The sequence below is a fragment of the Colwellia sp. MB3u-8 genome, assembly GCF_014076985.1.
In the GTDB taxonomy this organism is placed as follows: Bacteria; Pseudomonadota; Gammaproteobacteria; order Enterobacterales; family Alteromonadaceae; genus Cognaticolwellia.
This window is the reverse complement of sequence record NZ_JACGVA010000030.1, coordinates 418,843-439,381: the sequence shown is the minus strand read 5'-3', so window position 1 is coordinate 439,381 and position 20,539 is coordinate 418,843. Positions and strand designations below refer to the sequence as shown.

The window sequence follows — 20,539 nt, the reverse complement described above, 5'->3', positions numbered from 1 at the left end:
CAAAAGTTAAGGTAATAGAAAGTAAAAAAACATCGCTATTTGCGATGTTTTTTTATGTCTAGCCATTAGCTTTTTATACAAATAATTATGGCTCTACTGTGCGTTTATCAACCATAACATCAACAAGGACATCAACTTGGCGCAGCTTGTTTTGCTGTGAAATAACCACACGTATTTGTTGTAAATTTTTTTGGTATTTTAAAGTTAAACGGCCACGTTTACGCTCGTGCTGAATCGGCTCACCATAATTTTTATTATAAAACGCTATGACGTCATCTTCAGTTACTGAGGTGAAGTAATTGATCACCATAGGTGTTTTATCATCAAATTTGGCAAATATGCGCGCGCCTTCAATGACCGGAATATCCATTGTATCTCTAGTAATCTTTTCTGACTCAATACTGGCGGCGTTAATGCTAAAACTTAACATCAGCAGTAATAAAGTACGGCATAAAAATGAGGTTTGGGGTATATAGTCCAGTGCTTGCATTGCCAGTTCCTTTTAAATCTCAATGTAATATGAATATAATCTGAATGATAAATTTTAACCCAGTTCACCAAGGCTATGATCACTTATATTAAGTGAAATCAGCCATAATAGGTTTATTTATTTAATTATTAGCACGACAAATTATTAAATAAAGGCCGTAATTAAGTTCGTAATCTAGATCATTTAATTAATGACACAGGTAGATTATTAAGTGTGCCCATTGATTTTTTGCTGTCACATTATAGTAAAATCTTCGTTGAGCTCATTGAACCGCAGGTAAACGCGAGTTTAAACAAACATCACAATATGCATAATGTTTGGGCTTATCGTTTAAAAGTTAGTAACTTATTGATTGTTATTTGATTTGTTATGAACGGTCAACAAATTCATCACGATAATGGTCAACCCACAGTGCTGTAGCACCGCAAATAGCCACGGGCATCACAACTAAGTTTACTATTGGGATCATCGAGAATACGGCAGTGGTTATACCAAAACTATAACTTAACCCTTGGCGCTGCTTCAAGGCTTGACGCATGTGGTTAAAACTAATTTTGTGGTTATCAAACGGATAATCTTTATATTGAACTGCCATCATCCAAGCAAGAAATAAAAACCAAAGCACTTGGCCGATAACCGGTAGTAGCCAATAAAGTAAAAAGAAAGCCAGTGCGCGTGGTAAATAGTAAGCCAGTTTAGTTAACTCGCGACTTAGCGTTCTAGGAATGTCTTTAACAACGTCGAAAGCCCCAGCATTATTTAAGGGTTGATTTGTTAATAACGCCTCAACTTTCTCTGATAACAAACCATTAAAGGGTGCGGCTAACCAATTGGCAACAGAGCTGAAAATAAATGAAAAAACAATTAACACAAACAACACAGCTAATGGCCAAATAAAATTACTGAGCCAAGAAAACGATTCGCCCAGCCAATCGTCTAAGGTCAGCATATAACTTTCGAGCTGCAAAAACATATAATAAAAAGCATAACTAAAAAGGATCAAATTAACCGCTAAGGGTACAAATACAAAACGTCGAATGCCAGGCGTGCGGATCAACTCAAAGCCTTTGATAAAATATCCAGCACCACCGTCGGCCAAAGGGGGTTTATTATTATTGTTCATTGTTGTTTTATTAACCTAACTAATTGATATTCATAGCCCGATTATAGGTTCCTTAGGCTAATATGAACAGTATTGTGATGTTACAAAGTACATCAATCTCTGATACAGTTACCTTAGTTACTGATGTTTTATTCTAATTTTATTAGCTAACAGAAATTTAGCGAGTTTCTTGCTTTAATTTTAGCCAATAAAATATTGCGATTAGGTTTTTCGATTTAATGCGACTCAAGCATATAAAGTTGGCAGGTTTTAAATCCTTTGTCGATCCCACCAAAGTTCACTTTGAACAACAAATGACCGCCATTGTTGGACCAAATGGCTGTGGCAAGTCCAATATTATTGATGCTGTGCGTTGGGTCTTGGGCGAAAGTTCTGCGAAAAACCTGCGTGGCGAAGCCATGACTGATGTCATTTTTAATGGTGCAGCCAGTCGAAAACCTATTGGCCAAGCGAGTGTCGAGTTAGTTTTTGATAATACTCAGGGCCGCATTCAAGGTGATATGGCCGACAGAAGCCAAGTTTCGGTGCGTCGAGTGGTTAATCGCGAGAGTATCAATACTTATTTTTTAAATGGTACAAAGTGCCGGCGTCGCGATATTACCGATATTTTTCTTGGTACCGGTTTAGGGCCTCGCAGTTATGCCATTATCGAACAAGGCACTATTTCTCGTTTAATCGAATCAAAACCACAAGAGTTACGGGTGTTTCTTGAAGAAGCGGCGGGCATATCAAAATATAAAGAACGCCGTAAAGAAACCGAAACTAGAATACGTCACACCAGAGAAAACTTAGCACGGCTCAGTGATATTCGTCTTGAACTTGATGTACAAATTGATAAATTGCATCAACAAGCAGAAGCAGCCAAACGCTTTCGTACCTTAAAACAACAAGAGCGCAAATATAAAGCCGAGCTAGCGGTGTTACGCTGGCAAAAATTTGATCAGCAACGTCAACAACATCAAACGCGAATTCTAGCGCTTGAAAGTAAAGTTGAAAGTCAAAATGCTGAGCTAAGTCAAAATGATTTAGTGATGATTGAGTTAAAAGCCAGCATGCAGGCATGCAATGATAATAATCAAACACTGCATCAGCAAAAGCTTAATGTCACGCAAAATATTGCTCGCGCTGAACAGCAAGTTAAGTACTTAAAAGAGCAGTCAGAAAAAAGTCAAACCGACAACGAACTCACTCAACAGCAATTACTCAATGCACAACAGTTAATTTTAACCGAACAAGCGCAGTTGCAATTGTTTAATACACAATTAAATGAACAACAACCGCAACTGCAAGCGACAGAGGCGGCGTTAAAAACTTGTCAAACAGCGTTGGCACAACAGCAAGTAGAACAGAAAGAATTGCAAAGCCAATGGCAGCAACACCAGCAAAAGCGCGACAAAAATCAGCAGCAAAAATTGACCATACATGCTCATATTACTCAACAACAAACCATTATTGAACAGGTTAGCCAGCAAAGCATTAAATTGCATCAGCAAATAACTTTATTACCACGACAAGACCCGGCTGCTGAGCAGGCATTAGGGCAACAAAAAACGCGGGTAACAGGCGCTATTGAACAGTTGCAAAAACAACAGGATCAGATAACGGATAAAGCAGCAAGCCTGCAGCAAGTGTCCCGAGAATTAAGTCAAACGTTGGCGGTAGCTGCAGGCCAGCACACGGTTAAAAGTCAAGTGATTGAAGCATTACAGATAAAACTTGCTGATACATCGCCTTGGAGTGAAAAACAAGCCCTATGGTTTAGTCAGCAAAACATTACTGATGTTGTGTCGTTGCAAAGTCAACTTGACGTGGCTCTTGGCTGGGAGCAAGCGGTTGAAGTGGTATTATCACATTGGTTAGCTGGCCATGTTATTGAGACCTTGCCCAACGCTGATACGGATGGCAACTTAGCGGCGGATAACTTGTGTTTTGTTTATCGACACAGCGCTGAAAGTTTGGCTCAAAGCCCTGATCAAAGCAGTGCTCAAAGTATGGATAAACATAACATCGCGTTAAGTACAATTAAAGCGAATACTTTAGCCAATAAAGTGAGTGGTGTTAGTGCGCTCACGAGTTATTTTAATACTATTTTTCTGGCTGAAAATTATCGTGAAGCTAAGCAGGAATTATCGAATGTAGCGAGTCACCAAAGTATTATTTGCCCAGACGGCACTTGGTTGCATCATCACATGCTAACCAAAGGCAAGATTGAACAAGGTTACGACTATATTAGCTTGCAACGCCAACTTGCCAGTGAGCAAACTGCGATTCAGGATTTATCGAGCAGACAACAAAATACCGAGCAGCAGCAAAGTCAAACCAGCGAACAGCAAGCACGATTAGCAAGTGAAAAAAGTGCTATTAGTCAAAATATCAGCTTAAAACACGCTAAACTTAATGAGCTTAACAACTTAATTTCATTAAAAGCTCAGGCGAGTGAACAACAACAAAGTCAGCAGCAAAAATTAACTGAGCAAATAGATGACTTGCTAAACAGTGAGCATATCGCTAAACAAAAGTTAGCTGATTTTCAAGCGCAAATAACACAAGTATCTGATGACAGCGGCGATAGCGTGGATAATTTCTCTGAACAACAAACACGATTACAAGCGTCAATTGAGCAAATTCAAACGCGCAGCCAAACATTGCATCAACAACGACATCAATCGAGCTTAGTGGTTGAACAACTTAAAAATCAGCGTATGCAAGGTGAACAAAGTATTCGCTCTAATCAAGAAAATGTTAATTTATTGACCCAAAGGTTGAGCAGTAATAGCCAAGTTTTTACCGATAACAGTCAGCCAATACAAGAGTTTGAGCAACAGTTACCCGAATGGCTCGATAACCTAGTCGCCATTAATGACAAGCTGCAATTTAATCAGCAAACTTTGAATGACAGCCAAACACGTTTAGCGACATTAGAATTACAGCAAAAAAGCAGTCAAAATAAAATCAGTGCGCTTAATCAGCAATTAGCGCGTTTACAATTAGATAGCGAAGGTTTTAAATTAAGAGCCGAAAGTACCTTGGAGACTCTAGCTGAGTTACAACAAAATATTGCTAGTGTCATTGAGGCCATGCCCGCCAATGCGAAAGAATCGCTCTGGCAAGCGCAGTTAATTAAATTGGCTAAAGATATACAGTTATTAGGGGCGATTAATTTAGCCGCCATTGAAGAGTATGAAAGCCAGTTCAAGCGTAAAAGTTACCTTGACCAACAAGATCAAGATCTCAATAATGCAATTAGTACTCTAGAAGCGGCAATTGCAAAAATAGATAAAGAAAGCCGTCATAAGTTTAAACTGACTTTTGATCAGGTTAATAAAGACCTACAGGTGTTATTTCCTAAGGTCTTTGGTGGTGGTCAAGCGTACTTAACCTTGACCGGTGAAGACCTATTGGAAACAGGGGTTACCATTATGGCCAGACCGCCAGGTAAAAAAAATAGCACAATTCATCTATTATCTGGTGGAGAAAAAGCGCTGACCGCATTATCATTAGTCTTCGCGATTTTTAGATTGAACCCGGCACCATTTTGTTTACTTGATGAAGTGGATGCACCTTTAGATGATGCAAATGTGAGTCGTTTTTGTAATCTAGTGCGAGAAATGTCGCAAACAGTGCAATTTATATATATAAGTCATAATAAAATAGCTATGGAGATGGCGTCACATTTAACCGGAGTTACTATGTTTGAACCAGGTGTTTCACGTATGGTAGCGGTTGATATTGACGAAGCAATCGCCATGGCAGAAGTATAAGCATAGGCAAGGTAATGGAAAATAATTTCAGAAACACATTAATTATTATTAGTGCTATCGTGATAGTCGCTATTTTTATTCATGGTTATTGGACTATTAGAAAACAAAAAAATCCCTATAAATTAAAAACTAAAGTAGATCCTGTGGCATCAAAGCCACGGGGTTTTGATGGCTCAGGTTTTGATCAAGACGGGGTGAGTAAGCCAAAAGTGATTGGCGCTAGCGCCCAAGATGATGAGCTTGCTGTTAAGTCTCATCGTGTTGAAGGTAGTGCAGATTTTTATAGCGAAGCACCCATGCCAAATGATGTTCCTCTGGCTGACTTTGACGAAAAAGGCCAAGAGCAAGGACTAAATTTCGGTGCTCTGCACAATGATACTGAAGCCGTACCAGAGCATTTAAAGCAACAAACCTTGTCAGACACAGCTGATTATGACAAAGACTGCTTTGAAGAGTCAGCCGCTAATAAAACGGCCACCCATGAAGCTAATAGAAAAAAAGCCCTGCAAACCAAACCGGTTTATCAACAACCAGTGACACAGGCAAAGCCAGACATATTAGTGAATAAAGCCGCTGCGCTTAACAAAGATGAGCCTAGTCTGTCGGCAACACCGGCAAGTGAAAAACCTACCGCTATCAATATTGAGCCGCAAGTTATCGTGCTCTCGGTTGTTATGCCAAAAGGACAAGTGATGTCAGGCGCTGCGTTATTACCCTCATTACTGACTTTAGGAATGAAATATGGCGAAATGAATATATTTCATCGTCATCAAGACAACGCCGGTAATGGAAAAGTGACCTTTAGCCTAGCCAATATGATGAATCCGGGTACGTTTAATCTTGATGATATGGAAAACTTTAGCACCCAAGGCATTACCCTTTTTATGACCTTACCTAATCCAGGTGATGCTTTTTCAGTGTTTGAGCAAATGTTAAATGCGGCTAAACAACTGGCGGTAGAGTTTCATGGGCAATTACTCGATCACAAGCGTAGTGTGATGACCAAACAAACTGAACAGCATTATATTGGCCTTATTCGCGAGTTTGAACGCAAGAGTCGCATCGGCTCACAGTAAAAACTTTTCTGCTCGATAAATTTCATGGTCAATAATGTGCACTGGTAAACTTGCCGCACATTATTGACCGTAAAAAATCAACTCTCAAAGTAAATAAAACTTATGTCTGAACAAACGGTTACTAAACGCATTACTGAAATATGTCAGTTGCTTAATCACTACAATCATCAATATTACGTGCTTGATGAGCCTAGTGTACCTGATATTGAATACGACCGGTTAATGCGGGAATTAATGACCTTAGAAACCGCACACCCAGCACTGAAAACCCTTGATTCACCTAGCCAAAAGGTGGGTGGGGCGGCGCTTAAATCTTTTAGTCAAGTAACACATCAATTACCTATGTTGTCGTTAGACAATGTTTTTTCAGCAGATGAATGGCAAGCATTTGTTAAACGACTACTCGATAGGTTAAATCGAGGCGGTATAAAATCAAGGCTTGATTTTGCCATTTGCGCCGAGCCTAAGTTGGACGGTTTAGCGGTAAGTTTACGTTATGAAAACGGTGTTTTTGTTCAAGCGGCTACTCGTGGTGATGGCACAGTGGGTGAAAATATTACCGAAAACGTGCGCACCATAAAATCTATTCCATTACGTTTACAAGGGACAAGTTTTCCTGATATTTTAGAAGTTCGTGGCGAAGTGTTTATGCCAAAAGCTAGCTTTGACGCTTTAAATAAACAGGCGATAAAAAAAGGTGAAAAAGGTTTTGCTAATCCACGCAATGCCGCCGCAGGCAGCTTACGACAGTTAGACTCTAAAATTACCGCAAAACGTAACTTGGGCTTTTATGCTTATGGTATCGGCTTTGTCGGCGCTTTAGTAAAGATAGCAGAGCGTGACGACGACAGAAAAAGTATTGACGAAAGCTGGTTGGAAAATTCTCATTATCAGCGTTTATGCCAAATAAAAGCGTTAGGCTTACCTATGTGTCCTGAAGTAAAACTACTGGAAAATGCCACGCAAGTAGAAGCCTTCTATCAAGATATTTTACAACAACGTGCTGCCTTAAGTTATGAAATTGACGGTACTGTATTTAAAGTGGATGACATTGCCCTGCAGCAGCAACTTGGCTTCGTTGCTCGCGCTCCGCGTTGGGCTACCGCCTATAAATTTCCAGCTCAAGAAGAGCTAACCATACTGGAATCAGTCGACTTTCAAGTGGGCCGAACCGGTGCAATAACACCGGTTGCCCGCCTTAAACCCATATCTGTTGGTGGCGTTACTGTTAGCAATGCCACCTTGCATAATCAAGACGAAATCGACCGTTTAGGCATACAGATAAAGGATACTGTTATCATTCGTCGCGCCGGTGACGTTATTCCGCAAATCGTCAGTGTGGTGCTTGAACGTCGCCCTGAAAATGCCCAAGTTATTAGCTTTCCAACCCTGTGTCCGGTTTGTCAGTCTGCGGTTTTAAAGGCAGAAGGAGAGGCGGTATTACGTTGTACTGGCGGTTTATATTGTCAGGCACAACGTAAAGAAGCCATTAAACACTTTGCTTCGCGCAAGGCGCTTGATATTGACGGTTTAGGCGATAAATTAGTTGAGCAGTTAGTGGATGAAGGCTTGATAAAAACGCCTGCCGACTTATTTAAATTAACCACACTTGATGTCAGTACCATGCAGCGCATGGGGCAAAAGTCAGCTGATAATTTAATTAAAGGCCTTAAGGTTGCGAAAAACACCACCTTAGCAAAATTTGTTTATGCTTTGGGTATTCGGGAAGTAGGTGAAACTACCGCAGCAAACCTAGCACAATATTTTCTTAATTTTACCGCGATTAAATCGGCGACCGAAGCACAATTACAACAAGTACCCGATGTGGGTGTGATAGTGGCAAAAAATATTATTAACTTTTTTGCTCAAGCGCATAATATTGAAGTCGTTGAAGAGCTTGAAAATATTATATCATGGCCAGATATTGAACCTAAGAGTGACGACGAATTACCACTAAAAGATCAAACTTTTGTACTCACCGGCACCTTAAGTAAAATGGGCCGCAATGAAGCTAAAACGGCATTACAAGCTTTAGGTGCAAAAGTGTCGGGCAGTATTTCAGCCAAAACCCATTATTTAGTTGCTGGCGAAAAATCAGGCTCTAAATTAGTCAAAGCACAAACCTTAGGCGTTAGCGTCTTAACAGAAGATGAGATGATCGCGCTACTCAATAGTTAAAAAATTAACTAGCTAAGCAACTAAATAGCTAAGCGGACAAAGGCATAAATAAACAATACTATGGGTAAAGGCAGTAATATGGCAAATAGTATTGTTTCACACCATTCAATGCTTCGATAGAAGGTAAACCAAGGACCATTTTCTTCTCGTGTTGAGGGCAGCACCTGAAAGAAAAACATAAATGCTGAAACCACTAAGCTTTCAATCGCAACAAATAAAATAAGTATTGCTAACCAAACCAATACACTAGGAGTTTTGAGTTGAATTTGTGATTGCAAAGCAATATAAAGCACAAAAAAGAATAGGCTCCAGGCTAAAAGTTGCCATTTAAAACGGGCAAAGGTAATCGCAATATAATTAAAGAGTTCTGGGGTAATTGAAAATGGCATTAAGTGAAAAGTAACTCCTGCTCGTTATGATTAAGTTAATGTAGATAAAGACTTGAGAAAACCCAAAGTGATTAATTTTTATTGTCGCTGTTGCCTTGCTATTAGGCAAAATACTGACGCGGGTTCAGTATATCGATTAACGTGATGAAATGTCAGTGATACTATGCCCGTAAGATAAAAAATTTAACGGGTCTGCGTTAGTGAAGGTAAACTTTCACAGTATACTAGCTCTCTGCTTAGGTGCTTAAGCCCTGAAAAAAATGCTGAAAACACTGTGTTGAAAAAAGTCTGCTGAAACGTCTAGTGAACATAGTGCTAACTTAGGTCAATAAATGACATAACATTAAGGTGGCGCGCCATGAAGGAAATTAATCTCATGAATAAAAAAATATATTGGGCTGTGATCATCATGATCTCCACCCTAGCTAATTCTGCTACGGCAACCCCCTTAACAAAGCATCTAGTGCTGACACAAGAAAAAAAATCACTGGTTCAAAGCCTTGAGCAAGTTGCCATGATTACTGGCAGTACTTATATAAATAATGATATCAGTACTTATACAGAAGAAAATCCTAAACTAGAAGCCAAGTCACAAAAAGCCACGCCTTTAGCCAGAGTGCTAGCGCAGTCGGCAAATCCATTGTCAGCCGACAGCTTTAACGAAGATAAAACCTTAAGCTTAGAGATTAGTGAACTTAGAGACAATAGTGGTTTAGTTTACTTAGGGGGTAAAGTTTCTCTGGCTGACCTTAGCGGTTACTTAGAGCAACTAAAAACGGCATTAGGCGAAGAGCAATATGCTATTTATCGCCAGTATCAAGCGGCGCGTGATCAGCAAACTTTTCATATTACCTTGGTCAATCCGTATGAATATCAAACTATTAATAAAGCACAATTGAAATTACCTGAGCAATTTCGTGTTATTTTACATGGTTTAGGTCACGTTGAAAATGATGAGAAAAACAGCTACTTTGTGGTTGCATCCTCTGCGGATGGACAATTTATTCGTCAAAACTTATTGTTAAAAAATAAAGACTTTCATGTCACCTTAGGTTTTTTCCCTGATGATATTTATGGGGTCAGTAAAGGCCAAGACACGCTAATCAACAAATAATACCAATCTCACTAATTATCTGATCATTTTTACTGGTTAAAATAACCAATTACTGCGTTATTTATTTAATAATTAGAACAACTAGTTATTAAAATAAATGCCTTATATTTGGTCGTTTTTCCTGCGTATAAAGTAGACCACCTAATTAATGAAATTAGTATAAATTTCATTCCTTAGCATAAGTGATTAAAGTATTTATGTTAAAATAAATTTTTCAAGCCATTTTTTTAGGCTGCATTTTTAGACTGTATTTTAGGAGAAGAGATGAAACTAACCTTGGCACTATGCCTAGCAATAATGACCTTAACGGGTTGTACAACGTCTTCAACGGGTCGTTCACAGTTAATGATGATGTCAGAAAGTGAGCTTAATAAAATGGGCAGCGCCTCATTTGAAGAAATGAAAAGCAAAGAAAAAATTAGCCAGTCGCCCCAAATCAATCGTTATGTGCAATGTGTTGCTAATGCGATCACCAAAAATGTGCCAAAATCTGCTCATAACGGCGCTTGGGAAGTGGTGGTGTTTGATTCGGAACAAGTCAATGCTTTTGCACTGCCAGGTGGTAAAATTGGCGTTTATACTGGGATATTAAAAGTAACAGAAAACCAAGACCAATTAGGCGCTATTATTGGTCACGAAGTCGGGCATGTCATCGAACATCATGCTAACGAGCGCTTATCGTCAAATCAGGTTAGCCAAATAGGCCTATCAATTGTCAGTGGGGTACTTGAAAGCCAAAATGTTGAAAGTCGAAATACCGTGATGGCAGGTTTAGGTTTAGGTGTGCAGTACGGGGTGTTAATGCCCTATGGTCGCAGCCATGAAAGTGAAGCGGATATTGTTGGCCAAGACTTAATGGCAACATCAGGTTTTGACCCAAAAGCGAGTATCAAGCTGTGGCAAAATATGGCGAAACTATCAAAAGCTGCGCCACCTGAATTTATGTCGACCCATCCGTCAAACGCCACGCGTATTAAACAGTTAACCGCACACTTGCCGATATCAACGCCAATTTTCAAACAAGCCACAGCGCCTAAATGTCTACAACCGGCAATTTAACTTAACTTAACTTAATTTAACTAGGTAAGTTTAGTTTTGTTTCAGTTTCAAACTTAAGCTTGAAACTGAAACTGAAACAAAAACAAAGGCCGCTAGGCTAATGTTTGTTCATGTTAAGTGAGCATATTAGCGTAGCGGTTTTTTTTTAGCTTGAGCAAGTCGCTTATTTTTTCGTAATACGCCAAAAAGCAAAACTAGCCACAAAAAATAAAATCATCGGGTAGTAGGCATTGGCGACCACTTCTAAAGGGGATATTTTTAAGGTAGCGCCCAGCAATAAAGCTTGAGCACCGTAGGGTAATAAACCTTGGTTTATACAAGCGTAAATATCTAATAAACTGGCTGAATGAGCTGGGCTGAGTTCACCATCAGTGGCTAAGTCTTTTGCCGTTTCACCGGTCACAATAATAGAAACCGTATTGTTTGCAGTGAAAAAATTACAACAAAAGGCTAAAGCGCCAATACCAATACCAGCAGCGCGCTTTTTATTGTGTGGGCTAATCTTATGCGTTAAGCCTTCAATACTCGCTGTTAGAGCACTTAAGCCGCCTTGGCGTTTAATTAATTCACTTAGACCACCAATAAATAACGACAAAATAAAGATATCTTGCATACTGGCAAAGCCTTTATTGATATCACTTACCCAACTCGCCAATTGATAACCGTTGTTGAGCATACCAATCGCCGCGGCTAAGATAATACCGATAATGAGCACCATAAAAACATTCACACCTGACAGCGCTAATACCAAAATAACGATATAAGGCAAGAAACCGATAACATCAAGGTCTTGGCTAACCTCGTGGTTTAAGGCAACCCCATTGGCGGCTAAAATAGCTAAACAGATTAATGCGGCAGGCACAGCAAACTTAAAGTTTACCCGAAACTTATCTTTCATGTGCGCGCCTTGGCTGCGGGTCGAGGCTATCGTGGTATCAGAAATTATCGATAAATTATCACCAAAAATAGCCCCAGATATAATACAGCCAGCAATAAGGCTAGCATCGATATTAGCAGACTCAATAAAGCCTAAAGCAATCGGCGCTATGGCAGCAATGGTGCCCATTGACGTTCCCATGGCGGTGGCAAGAAATGCCGCCACTAAGAAAAGCCCAGGCAGTAAAAAGTAATCAGGAAAAAAAGATAGCCCTAGCTGCACACTCGCATCAACACTACCCGTTGCTTTAGCCACAGTCGCGAAAGCGCCAGCCAAAAGATAAATAATACACATAGTAATGATATTTTGATGACCAGCCCCAGCGATAAATTGGCTAATTTGCTCATTTACTGTCTCTCTACCCATATAAATAGCTAATAATATGGCTGGAATAATGGCAATGCTGGCGGGTAATTGGTAGAAGGCAAAGTCAACGCCTTGTAGTGTTAAAACGATACCCGTACCCAAAAATATGGCGAGAAAAGCGCCAAAAGGTAACAGGCTTTTTAAACTTTGTTTTGGGTTGTTTTTGGGCGATGACGTTGGCGTAGGTCTAGATGAAATATTATGGCTCATGAATAGGATCTTTTTAGTTATTATTATATTCAAACTAAACAATAACTGTATTTTGTGGAATGTCTATATTGAATAGTATTATATGGTGTTAATATCACTTGTCAATCTAGACGTCTAGAAGTTCGTTTTTATTTTTCAATAGCTGTTTATTGCACAAGGAGACTACTTGTGGGGCTAATACTACTGAACTCATGCTTAACTCATGCTTAACTCATGCTTAACTCATGTTTAAGTTAAGCTCTGTTTGCTTAGTTAAAGCTCAGGAAGCTTAGTTAAAAATAGTGAGAGCAATCGATGAACATCAGGTGAGTTGCTTGCTAGTTTGATAAGCAAAAAAATCCCTACTGGTTTTCGCTAGCAGAGATTATCCAATATGGCTCAAGTCTTGATATTATTTTCTCGCTTGTTAAACAGGCGAGTTAACACCATGCTCACAACAGCTCATATTTTATTTTGGTAACTCAGATGTGAGTACCCAATAGTAGTTTAATTCCTTCATTTTTTTTGAAAAGTCTTCAAATTTTAGGGGTTTAGTAATATAGCCACTAGCACCTAAACGATAACACTCTTTTATTTCTGGCGCCGTTTTTGAGGTACTGATCATCACAACAGGAATACTGCACAGGTCATCGTCGGCTTTCATTATTTTTAGCGTTTCAATACCGCCTTGTCTAGGCATTCTAATATCTAAAAAAACAATATCTGGACGGGTAAATTTACTCTTGTCCTCATAAGGTGTTGCGTTTTTTAGATAAGCAATAGCCTGCTCACCGTCCATGACATGTGCTATGGCATTTTTAATATTAAAATCGTTGAAAGCATCTATCATCAGCTCTGCATGATCGATATTGTCTTCTACCATTAATGCCGAAATAGGTTTAAAATTATCCACACTTGTCTCCTTGTTGGTTTGGGCTTTTTTAAGATAAGTTAGCCCATGGTTGATACGTGAAACATGAGTCTTTTTATACTTCTTTTTTTAATTTAAGGGTAAATTTACTGCCTACGCCTAATGCTGAGTCTGCTTCTATGCTGCCATCGTGGTGTGCAACGATGCGCTTAACGATACTTAAGCCTAAGCCAGAGCCTGAAAATTTCTTACCATTAGCCAGTCGATTAAACGGCGAAAATATATTTTGGGCGTGTATTGGATCAAATCCAATGCCATTGTCCTGTAAAATAATATCAATATAATTACCATTATCTTGCATGGTTATGTCGATAATTGGCCGGTTATTATTGAACTTTATGCTGTTAGCGATAAGATTTTGGAACAGTAGTTGCAACAACGCAGGGTTGCCTGAAATGGTCGCAAGTTCGTTTGGCATATTAACTTCAAAATCAATTTGCAGGGCGCTTTTTAGGAACGCCACTACTTTTTTGACGACCAACTCCAAACAGACCTTTTCAAAGCTCTGGTTTACATAGCCAACCGATAAGTAACTTTGCAAGTCAGAGACTAAGTTTTGTACTTCTGAGGTACTTGTTTCAAGATAATCAAACCATTGCAATTCATCTGCTGTGCAACTGGTTCTCTCCATCAAATCTGACTTTAACGCTCTGGATACACCTTTAATACGGTTAATGTGGCCATTGAAATCGTGCGATAAACTGTCACAGAATACTTGCATGTCTTGATTATATCCAGTGGCTTCTTGTTGGTGTCTGAAACGTTCAATAGCATACTGGCATGTTTTGTAGAGTAATTGTGCTGTCAGTTCGTCTTTAGATAGATAGTCTTGCACGCCCTTGTGCAGCAGGTTTTGGGCTATTTCAATACTGTGTAGTGAGGTTAATGTTACCATGGGCAATGGATGGGTTTGTGAACTTAACCACTCTACTGTTTGTGCTATTGTTGAGTCAGGAAGCTGTAAGTCGCACAAGCAAATATCAAAGTGCTCAGAAAATAGCAATGATTTTCCAGCGGCTAAAGTGTCAGCTCGAACAACTTGAGCCTGTATTGCTGTAATAGACGCAAACGCATCTTCAATAATCTCAAAATGATCGGGGTTATCTTCTATTACTATCACTTTCATATTAGGTGTTATCCGTGGTCATTAATCTAAATATCTTGTACATAATTTAAACACGAAATGTTTACAATTTATATACAAAATATACACATGCAAAGCGATTTATATATAAAATATTCTTAGACATTATCAACTTATATTGATAATGTAAATGCATATCACAACGAGAAATTTGTGTGAAATAGGCATTGAGCGATCTAAAGTACTACCCGTAATGGATCAGAATATATTTTTGCGTATTTAGCCAAAGGCAGCTTTAATTTTGAAAAAAAAGCTTTCAATACACGCTTAATATGATCTGATTTTGCAAAAGTTTTAAATAGCCGGATTAATAGCTTTTAAAGCCAATATACATACAGGGATGAGATCAAAAATGAAAATATTAATTGTTGATGATGACGAAATCGATATAGCGATCGTTAAAAGAGCGCTAACCTCTTCTTTGAAAAATAATTACCAAGTGAAATACGCCGACTCTGTTGCCAGCGGTCTTGCGATGATAGATGCCGAACCCTTCGACATTATTTTGCTGGATTATCACATGCCTGAAGTTAATGGCATTGAAATGATTATTGAAATACGCTCCCGGCCAAATTTAGGCAATACAGCCATCATTGTTATCAGTGCAGCGCAAGGCTCAGCAATCGCGCTTAATTGCATTGAAGCGGGTGCCCAAGACTTTATCCCCAAAAGTGATGTTTCCTATATTAAACTCCATCAAGCGATTATTCATTCGACCAAGCGCTTTGAGATGGAGCAAAGAATGCACCAAAGCTACCTAGCCGTAAAAAATATGGCGGAAAAAGACCAGTTAACTGGCTTGCAGAACCGTTATTATTTTGATGAGACGCTTAAATTCATGATTGCCAATAGCAAACGACTGAAGGTCTCAGTGGGTATGTTAGCGCTGGATTTAGACAACTTTAAGTACGTCAATGATACCTTGGGTCATGATGCAGGAGACCAATTATTGGTTGAATGGGTTGCTCGAGCCAAAAAATATCTCCGAGATAACGATGGCTTTGCACGACTCGGTGGTGACGAATTTGCTATCACCTTGGCGAATATACATTCGGTTGAAGAAGTTAACATGATTGGCAATCGCATTTTAAAGTCAGTACAAGAACCTTTCTATATTGATGGTCAACGCATTAATTGCACGGTAAGTATTGGCGCCGCTTTGTATCCTAATGATGCTGAGAGCCGTCATCAATTGGTCAAGTGTGCTGATATCGCTATGTACCGAGCAAAGCAAAACGGTAAAAACTCATTACGCTTTTATCAGTCACATTATCAGGATGAGCTCAACCGTCGCTACTTAATCCAAAGTGAGATCAGCGATATTCTCAGAGACTCTTCGTTCAGGTTATTCTATCAACCGGTTTTTTCTGCCCATAACGAAAAAATACAAGGTGTCGAAGCGCTGATTAGATGGCCTGATACACCCAAATTTTATACACCCGATGAGTTTATTCCTATTGCAGAGGAAACACGTTTAATTCATGACTTAGGACAGTGGGTTATTAATGCTGCTTTAACTGACTTAGCCTTATGGCAAAAGCGTTTTGATCCTAACTTTACCATGGCCATTAACATTTCAGCGCTGCAATTGCAGGATGAGCAATTGACGCAAAAAATTAAAAATAAAACCCAAGAGCATGGGGTCTCTCCCGATACCATTACCTTAGAAATTACGGAAACAGCATTACTCGCCGATGACCAGGTGACGCGAGATACATTGCATTCACTTTCATCACTTGGCTTTAAAATTGCCTTGGACGATTTTGGCATGGGATTTTCCTCCATCGCCCATTTAAACAATTTTCCGATTGACGTGGTTAAACTGGATAAATCACTACAGAAAAATGAATCGGATACTAACAATAAAAAATGTTTGTTGGAAGCGGTCACCCAGATGCTGAAGTTACTCAGTTTTACCGTTGTTGCCGAGGGGGTTGAAACAGCCAGCCAGTTGGCCTTATGCCATAAGTTGAAAATTGACAAAATACAAGGTTACTTACTCGGTCGGCCTATGCCAGCGGATTTGTTAGAGGCAAAGTTACTTGAACAAAGTTAATCCCCCAAGCGGCGCTTTATTAGCTGCCGCAATATTAAGTATACAAGCCAATACTAAACCGAGTGAGCTAAAAAGATGAAGTCAGCGGCAATACCCAATAATGAATTGGCTCGTTTAACCGCTTTGGATGAGTATAACATCTTAGATACGCTAGCAGAGCAGGCTTATGATCAGCTAACCGAGCTAGCGTCTAGTGTTTGTGGCACCCCCATTGCTTTGATTTCTTTAATTGATGAGCAGCGACAATGGTTTAAGTCTCATCACGGGCTTGACACGCAAGAAACCCCACGCGAGATTGCTTTTTGCTCGCATGCTATTCACCATAATGAATTATTTGAAATACCAGACAGCCGCAAAGACCAGCGTTTTCATGATAACCCTTTAGTGACTGGGCCTACTCAAGTCATTTTTTATGCCGGAGCCCCGCTAGTAACACCCAGTGGCCTGCGATTAGGCACCTTGTGTGTTATCGACCATAAACCATCTTCCTTGACTACACGACAAAAAAGGCAGTTGATCATTATTGCCCAACAAGTGGTTACGCAATTAGAACTGAGAAAAGCGGGGCGAATTCAACATGATCTTTTAGCGCAATCACGGTCATTAGAACAATCGCTGTTATTAACTAAAAGCTTAGAAGCAAAAAACAAAGAGCTAGAGAAGTTTGTCTATACGGTATCCCATGACTTGAAATCGCCTTTGGTGACCATCAACGGTTTCACCAGTATGTTAGCCAAAGAGTTATCAGCTCATACCACGGAAAAGCAGAAACATCGTTTTCAAAGAATACTTGAAAATTTGACTCATATGGGGGATTTGTTGACTAATTTATTAGCGCTTTCAAGAGTGATGAAAGCTGAGATTAGCACAGCGCCGATTGATCTAACAACGCTGATTGAGCAAAATTGGCAAAGATTGATGACAGGGTACAAAGAGGTCAAGGTTGAATTGGTTCTAACCAAGCCGCTGCACGCCATCTGTGCCAATCAAACCCTGTTGTCTCAATGCATTGATAATTTGTTAAGCAATGCCATTCGGTATCGAAGTGCTGAGCAGGATTTAAAATTAAAAATTCACACCGAAGAGTTGGAAACTTCAGTCTCTTTGTTTATTAGTGACAATGGCATAGGCATAGCAAAAAGCGATCAAAAACGTGTTTTTAATGTCTTTGAGCAAATTAATTCATGCCAAGGCACAGGTATTGGTTTGAGTCTAGTTAAGGCCGCCATGGAAAAACATAACGGCTTGGTAAGCCTAGTGTCTGAATTAGGTCAGGGTAGTTGCTTTGAACTGCGTTTCCCTAAAGCGTGAAGCACTATCATTTTTACTATTAACAATAACAATCACAATCAATTAAACACGCCATAAAAGGAATGCAGATGAACGAATGGTTGCAACAATTCGCTAACCCCAATTTTATGCCTCACGGACACTGTTACCTTTGGCGACCTGACATATTATGGACCCACGTGACAGCCGATATCACCATTGGTGTTGCGTATTATCTGATCACCCTTATTATCGGGATATTGCTCTATAAACGCAAAGAAAGCGTGCCACACAAAGACATATTTGCCTTATTTATGGCGTTTATTTTCTTTTGTGGTACCACACATTTTGTGGCGATTTATGTCACTTGGTATCCCGCTTATGAATATCAAGGTTGGATAAAAGCACTGACCGCTTTTACCTCCATTTTAACCGCGATTGTCTTGGCGCCCAAACTACCTCAGCTTATTCGATTACCCGGTGTGGAAGTTAAATACCATAGCGCTATGGCAGAGCTTGAAGCGATAAAACAAAAAAACAAGCAAATGAGCTCAGTTTATTCAGTCACACTTGACCGAGAGGATCGGATACTTGAGTTGAAAAAAGAGGTGAATGCGCTGATGAGCGAACTCGATCGAGCACAGAGCTACGATGTTTAAAGAAAAAAATACCTATGTTAACGTTTTTTATGCAAAACCGTTATTGTCAGGAGTCTAAATGAATACCAAAAATGCTGTACTGACTACCTTGCTGCTGTTTTTTATCACACTTGAAGTGCTAATTGCCTTGGATTATAAGTCAAAACAAAAAGAGTTAAATCAAAAGCGTGTTGCGATTTATGCCCAGATCAGTGAACTTAAAAACCAGATTGGCTACGTCGGTTTAATTGATAATTTTAAAAATGCTATTTTGCGCACCGAAGATAGCCACCATATCGACAAAGCCTCGGAAAATTTACGTGTCGCTACCATTCAATTGCATAAGATTGAGCACCAAGGTGGGTTAATCCTTGGCGAGCTGAAAATGCCAGCGACTAGGGATATGCTGACAGCTTACAGAGAACGCTTAACCTTGCTGCCTAGTTTACTTGATAACAATACCAACGTTCGTGAACTTGGTCATTATCTGCGTTACAACGATGAACCGTCTCATTTGGAAATAGAAGCGATATACCAGAAAATTTCTGTCTTATTTGCCAGCAAGTTGTTGGATTTACTTGATCAAAAATTTAAGTTGGGTTTATTAGTGATGGTTGCCTTGTTACTCACCTTAGTGGCTATAATCCGATTTTTCTTCAAAAAGCAACAAGAAGCACTCGAGCTAAGTAAGGCGCTAAATGTCAAAATGGAAAGTAACGAAATTGATATGGCACGTTCACAAACCATTTTATTGAGTGTGATGCAAGATGTGGAAAAAGAAAAACGTCAGGCCACCACACTTAATAAAAAATTAATCAATAAGAACAAACAGATGGAGCAGTTCATTTACACCGTGTCTCATGATCTTAAATCACCTTTAGTTACCATTGCAGCATTCAGCCAAAAGTTGCAAACAGAACTTGTTGATACCTTGACAGAAAAGCAAAGCTATAGGTTGAGCCGCATTATACAAAATGCTGATAACATGGAACTACTATTAGCCGATTTACTCGACTTATCTCGCATTGTACAACAAGCTATTACTACCGCTAATGTCAATGTTAACCTGGTGATTGAACAGCAGTGTCTTGCTTTAGAAGCAGCTATTGCAGAAGCGAGTGCGAGAATCAATATTGCTAAAAATTTAGATACTGTGAGTGCGAATGAGCGCTTACTGTCTGAAGGAATATTAAATTTGTTAAGTAACGCACTACGTTACTTAGATCCTGCCCGGCCTTTAATTATTGAGATATTTACCACAAAAACGTCGACTGCAACCACCCTTCATATCAAGGACAATGGCATAGGTATTGACCCAAAATATCACAAAATAATTTTTGGCCTATTTGAAAGGTTATCCACTATAAAAGGCAGTGGGGTTGGCTTGACGATCGTGAAAACCATTATGGATAAGCATAATGGGCGGGTGTTAGTTGACTCTCAACTGGGCGAAGGATGTTGTTTTTCTCTTGAATTTCCTAATGTTGCGCAAAATACAAATACAAATACAAATACAAATACCATAGCTAGCTGAAAATTTCTCATGAGTTTTTGATCATCAAGCAGCAATGAATAGTCTGAATAATAACGTAAATTTATTAAGTCATATCTTGCTGAATATTCACTTTAGCGCCTGTTTATTTGGTAAATAGAGTATCGCGTTCCACCTTAGCTTTGTACTCGATGAAATTATTAACTCTTAACTCTTAATTATCAATATAAAAACTCTTTAAGTTAATGTTTTTGTTGTATAAAAAACTTTAATGCTAGAAAGCCTTTAACTCATGTCGTTAAAGGCTTTCTAGCATTTATTTAAGGT

15 protein-coding genes are annotated in these 20,539 nt (G+C 39.3%); 9 read left to right on the top strand and 6 right to left on the bottom strand.

Annotation, left to right across the window (positions count from 1 at the left end; genetic code table 11):
• Window positions 1-85: 85 nt before the first annotated feature.
• Together H4J54_RS02040 and cysZ are read right to left on the bottom strand one after the other, a co-directional pair.
• A complete protein-coding gene (locus H4J54_RS02040) occupies window positions 86-490 on the bottom strand; it encodes a hypothetical protein (protein ID WP_182189147.1) in 405 nt (134 codons plus the stop codon).
• Between the two features lie 367 nt (window positions 491-857).
• Entirely contained in the window at window positions 858-1,613 is a 756-nt protein-coding gene (gene cysZ, locus H4J54_RS02035; RefSeq protein ID WP_182189146.1) for a sulfate transporter CysZ, read from the bottom strand.
• Window positions 1,614-1,831: 218 nt separating this feature from the next.
• Here cysZ and smc point away from each other — a divergent pair, with 218 nt between their 5' ends.
• The 3 genes from smc to ligA all read left to right on the top strand — a co-directional run bounded on the left by smc (window position 1,832) and on the right by ligA (window position 8,628).
• Window positions 1,832-5,374, top strand: coding sequence for a chromosome segregation protein SMC (gene smc / locus H4J54_RS02030; RefSeq protein WP_182189145.1), 3,543 nt, complete (start codon window positions 1,832-1,834; stop codon window positions 5,372-5,374).
• Between the two features lie 14 nt (window positions 5,375-5,388).
• Window positions 5,389-6,450 carry a cell division protein ZipA gene (zipA, locus tag H4J54_RS02025; RefSeq protein WP_182189144.1) on the top strand — a complete coding sequence of 354 codons (1,062 nt, stop codon included), beginning with the start codon at window positions 5,389-5,391 and terminating at the stop codon, window positions 6,448-6,450.
• Between the two features lie 102 nt (window positions 6,451-6,552).
• Complete coding sequence (gene ligA, locus H4J54_RS02020; protein ID WP_182189143.1) at window positions 6,553-8,628, top strand: NAD-dependent DNA ligase LigA; 2,076 nt, start codon at window positions 6,553-6,555, stop codon at window positions 8,626-8,628.
• 20 nt (window positions 8,629-8,648) lie between these two features.
• On the opposite strand, the gene H4J54_RS02015 is transcribed toward ligA, so the two are convergent.
• Complete coding sequence (locus H4J54_RS02015) at window positions 8,649-9,017, bottom strand: hypothetical protein (protein ID WP_182189142.1); 369 nt, start codon at window positions 9,015-9,017, stop codon at window positions 8,649-8,651.
• Window positions 9,018-9,393: 376 nt separating this feature from the next.
• Between H4J54_RS02015 and H4J54_RS02010 the strand changes: the two genes are divergently transcribed.
• Both H4J54_RS02010 and H4J54_RS02005 read left to right on the top strand, forming a co-directional pair.
• The gene (locus tag H4J54_RS02010; RefSeq protein WP_182189141.1) at window positions 9,394-10,131 is read left to right on the top strand and encodes a hypothetical protein; all 738 of its coding nucleotides are present in this window, start codon (window positions 9,394-9,396) and stop codon (window positions 10,129-10,131) included.
• 264 nt (window positions 10,132-10,395) lie between these two features.
• A complete protein-coding gene (locus H4J54_RS02005) occupies window positions 10,396-11,190 on the top strand; it encodes a M48 family metallopeptidase (RefSeq protein ID WP_182189140.1) in 795 nt (264 codons plus the stop codon).
• A 163-nt stretch (window positions 11,191-11,353) separates the two neighbouring features.
• Here H4J54_RS02005 and H4J54_RS02000 read toward each other — a convergent pair whose 3' ends face one another.
• The 3 genes from H4J54_RS02000 to H4J54_RS01990 form a co-directional block, all read right to left on the bottom strand.
• Window positions 11,354-12,703, bottom strand: a complete 1,350-nt coding sequence (locus H4J54_RS02000) for a Na+/H+ antiporter NhaC family protein (RefSeq protein ID WP_182189139.1) — start codon at window positions 12,701-12,703, stop codon at window positions 11,354-11,356.
• A gap of 448 nt (window positions 12,704-13,151) precedes the next feature.
• Complete coding sequence (locus H4J54_RS01995) at window positions 13,152-13,595, bottom strand: response regulator (RefSeq protein ID WP_182189138.1); 444 nt, start codon at window positions 13,593-13,595, stop codon at window positions 13,152-13,154.
• Window positions 13,596-13,668: 73 nt separating this feature from the next.
• The gene (locus tag H4J54_RS01990; protein ID WP_182189137.1) at window positions 13,669-14,739 is read right to left on the bottom strand and encodes an ATP-binding protein; all 1,071 of its coding nucleotides are present in this window, start codon (window positions 14,737-14,739) and stop codon (window positions 13,669-13,671) included.
• 370 nt (window positions 14,740-15,109) lie between these two features.
• Between H4J54_RS01990 and H4J54_RS01985 the strand changes: the two genes are divergently transcribed.
• From H4J54_RS01985 to H4J54_RS01970, 4 genes are all read left to right on the top strand, one after another.
• Window positions 15,110-16,813, top strand: a complete 1,704-nt coding sequence (locus H4J54_RS01985; protein ID WP_182189136.1) for a GGDEF domain-containing response regulator — start codon at window positions 15,110-15,112, stop codon at window positions 16,811-16,813.
• 75 nt (window positions 16,814-16,888) lie between these two features.
• A complete protein-coding gene (locus H4J54_RS01980; RefSeq protein WP_182189135.1) occupies window positions 16,889-18,124 on the top strand; it encodes an ATP-binding protein in 1,236 nt (411 codons plus the stop codon).
• 68 nt (window positions 18,125-18,192) lie between these two features.
• Window positions 18,193-18,741: a hypothetical protein gene (locus H4J54_RS01975; protein ID WP_182189134.1), complete on the top strand. Its 549-nt coding sequence runs from the start codon at window positions 18,193-18,195 to the stop codon at window positions 18,739-18,741.
• A gap of 58 nt (window positions 18,742-18,799) precedes the next feature.
• Complete coding sequence (locus H4J54_RS01970) at window positions 18,800-20,254, top strand: ATP-binding protein (protein WP_182189133.1); 1,455 nt, start codon at window positions 18,800-18,802, stop codon at window positions 20,252-20,254.
• Window positions 20,255-20,539 lie beyond the last annotated feature (285 nt).

Coding starts and splice junctions, on each gene's coding strand:
- H4J54_RS02000 (WP_182189139.1), bottom strand. CDS start 12,703: ATGAGCCATAATATTTCATCTAGACCTACGCCAACGTCATCGCCCAAA.
- H4J54_RS01985 (WP_182189136.1), top strand. CDS start 15,110: ATGAAAATATTAATTGTTGATGATGACGAAATCGATATAGCGATCGTT.
- cysZ (WP_182189146.1), bottom strand. CDS start 1,613: ATGAACAATAATAATAAACCCCCTTTGGCCGACGGTGGTGCTGGATAT.
- smc (WP_182189145.1), top strand. CDS start 1,832: ATGCGACTCAAGCATATAAAGTTGGCAGGTTTTAAATCCTTTGTCGAT.
- H4J54_RS02010 (WP_182189141.1), top strand. CDS start 9,394: ATGAATAAAAAAATATATTGGGCTGTGATCATCATGATCTCCACCCTA.
- H4J54_RS02005 (WP_182189140.1), top strand. CDS start 10,396: ATGAAACTAACCTTGGCACTATGCCTAGCAATAATGACCTTAACGGGT.
- zipA (WP_182189144.1), top strand. CDS start 5,389: ATGGAAAATAATTTCAGAAACACATTAATTATTATTAGTGCTATCGTG.
- H4J54_RS01975 (WP_182189134.1), top strand. CDS start 18,193: ATGAACGAATGGTTGCAACAATTCGCTAACCCCAATTTTATGCCTCAC.
- ligA (WP_182189143.1), top strand. CDS start 6,553: ATGTCTGAACAAACGGTTACTAAACGCATTACTGAAATATGTCAGTTG.
- H4J54_RS01990 (WP_182189137.1), bottom strand. CDS start 14,739: ATGAAAGTGATAGTAATAGAAGATAACCCCGATCATTTTGAGATTATT.
- H4J54_RS01970 (WP_182189133.1), top strand. CDS start 18,800: ATGAATACCAAAAATGCTGTACTGACTACCTTGCTGCTGTTTTTTATC.
- H4J54_RS01980 (WP_182189135.1), top strand. CDS start 16,889: ATGAAGTCAGCGGCAATACCCAATAATGAATTGGCTCGTTTAACCGCT.
- H4J54_RS02040 (WP_182189147.1), bottom strand. CDS start 490: ATGCAAGCACTGGACTATATACCCCAAACCTCATTTTTATGCCGTACT.
- H4J54_RS02015 (WP_182189142.1), bottom strand. CDS start 9,017: ATGCCATTTTCAATTACCCCAGAACTCTTTAATTATATTGCGATTACC.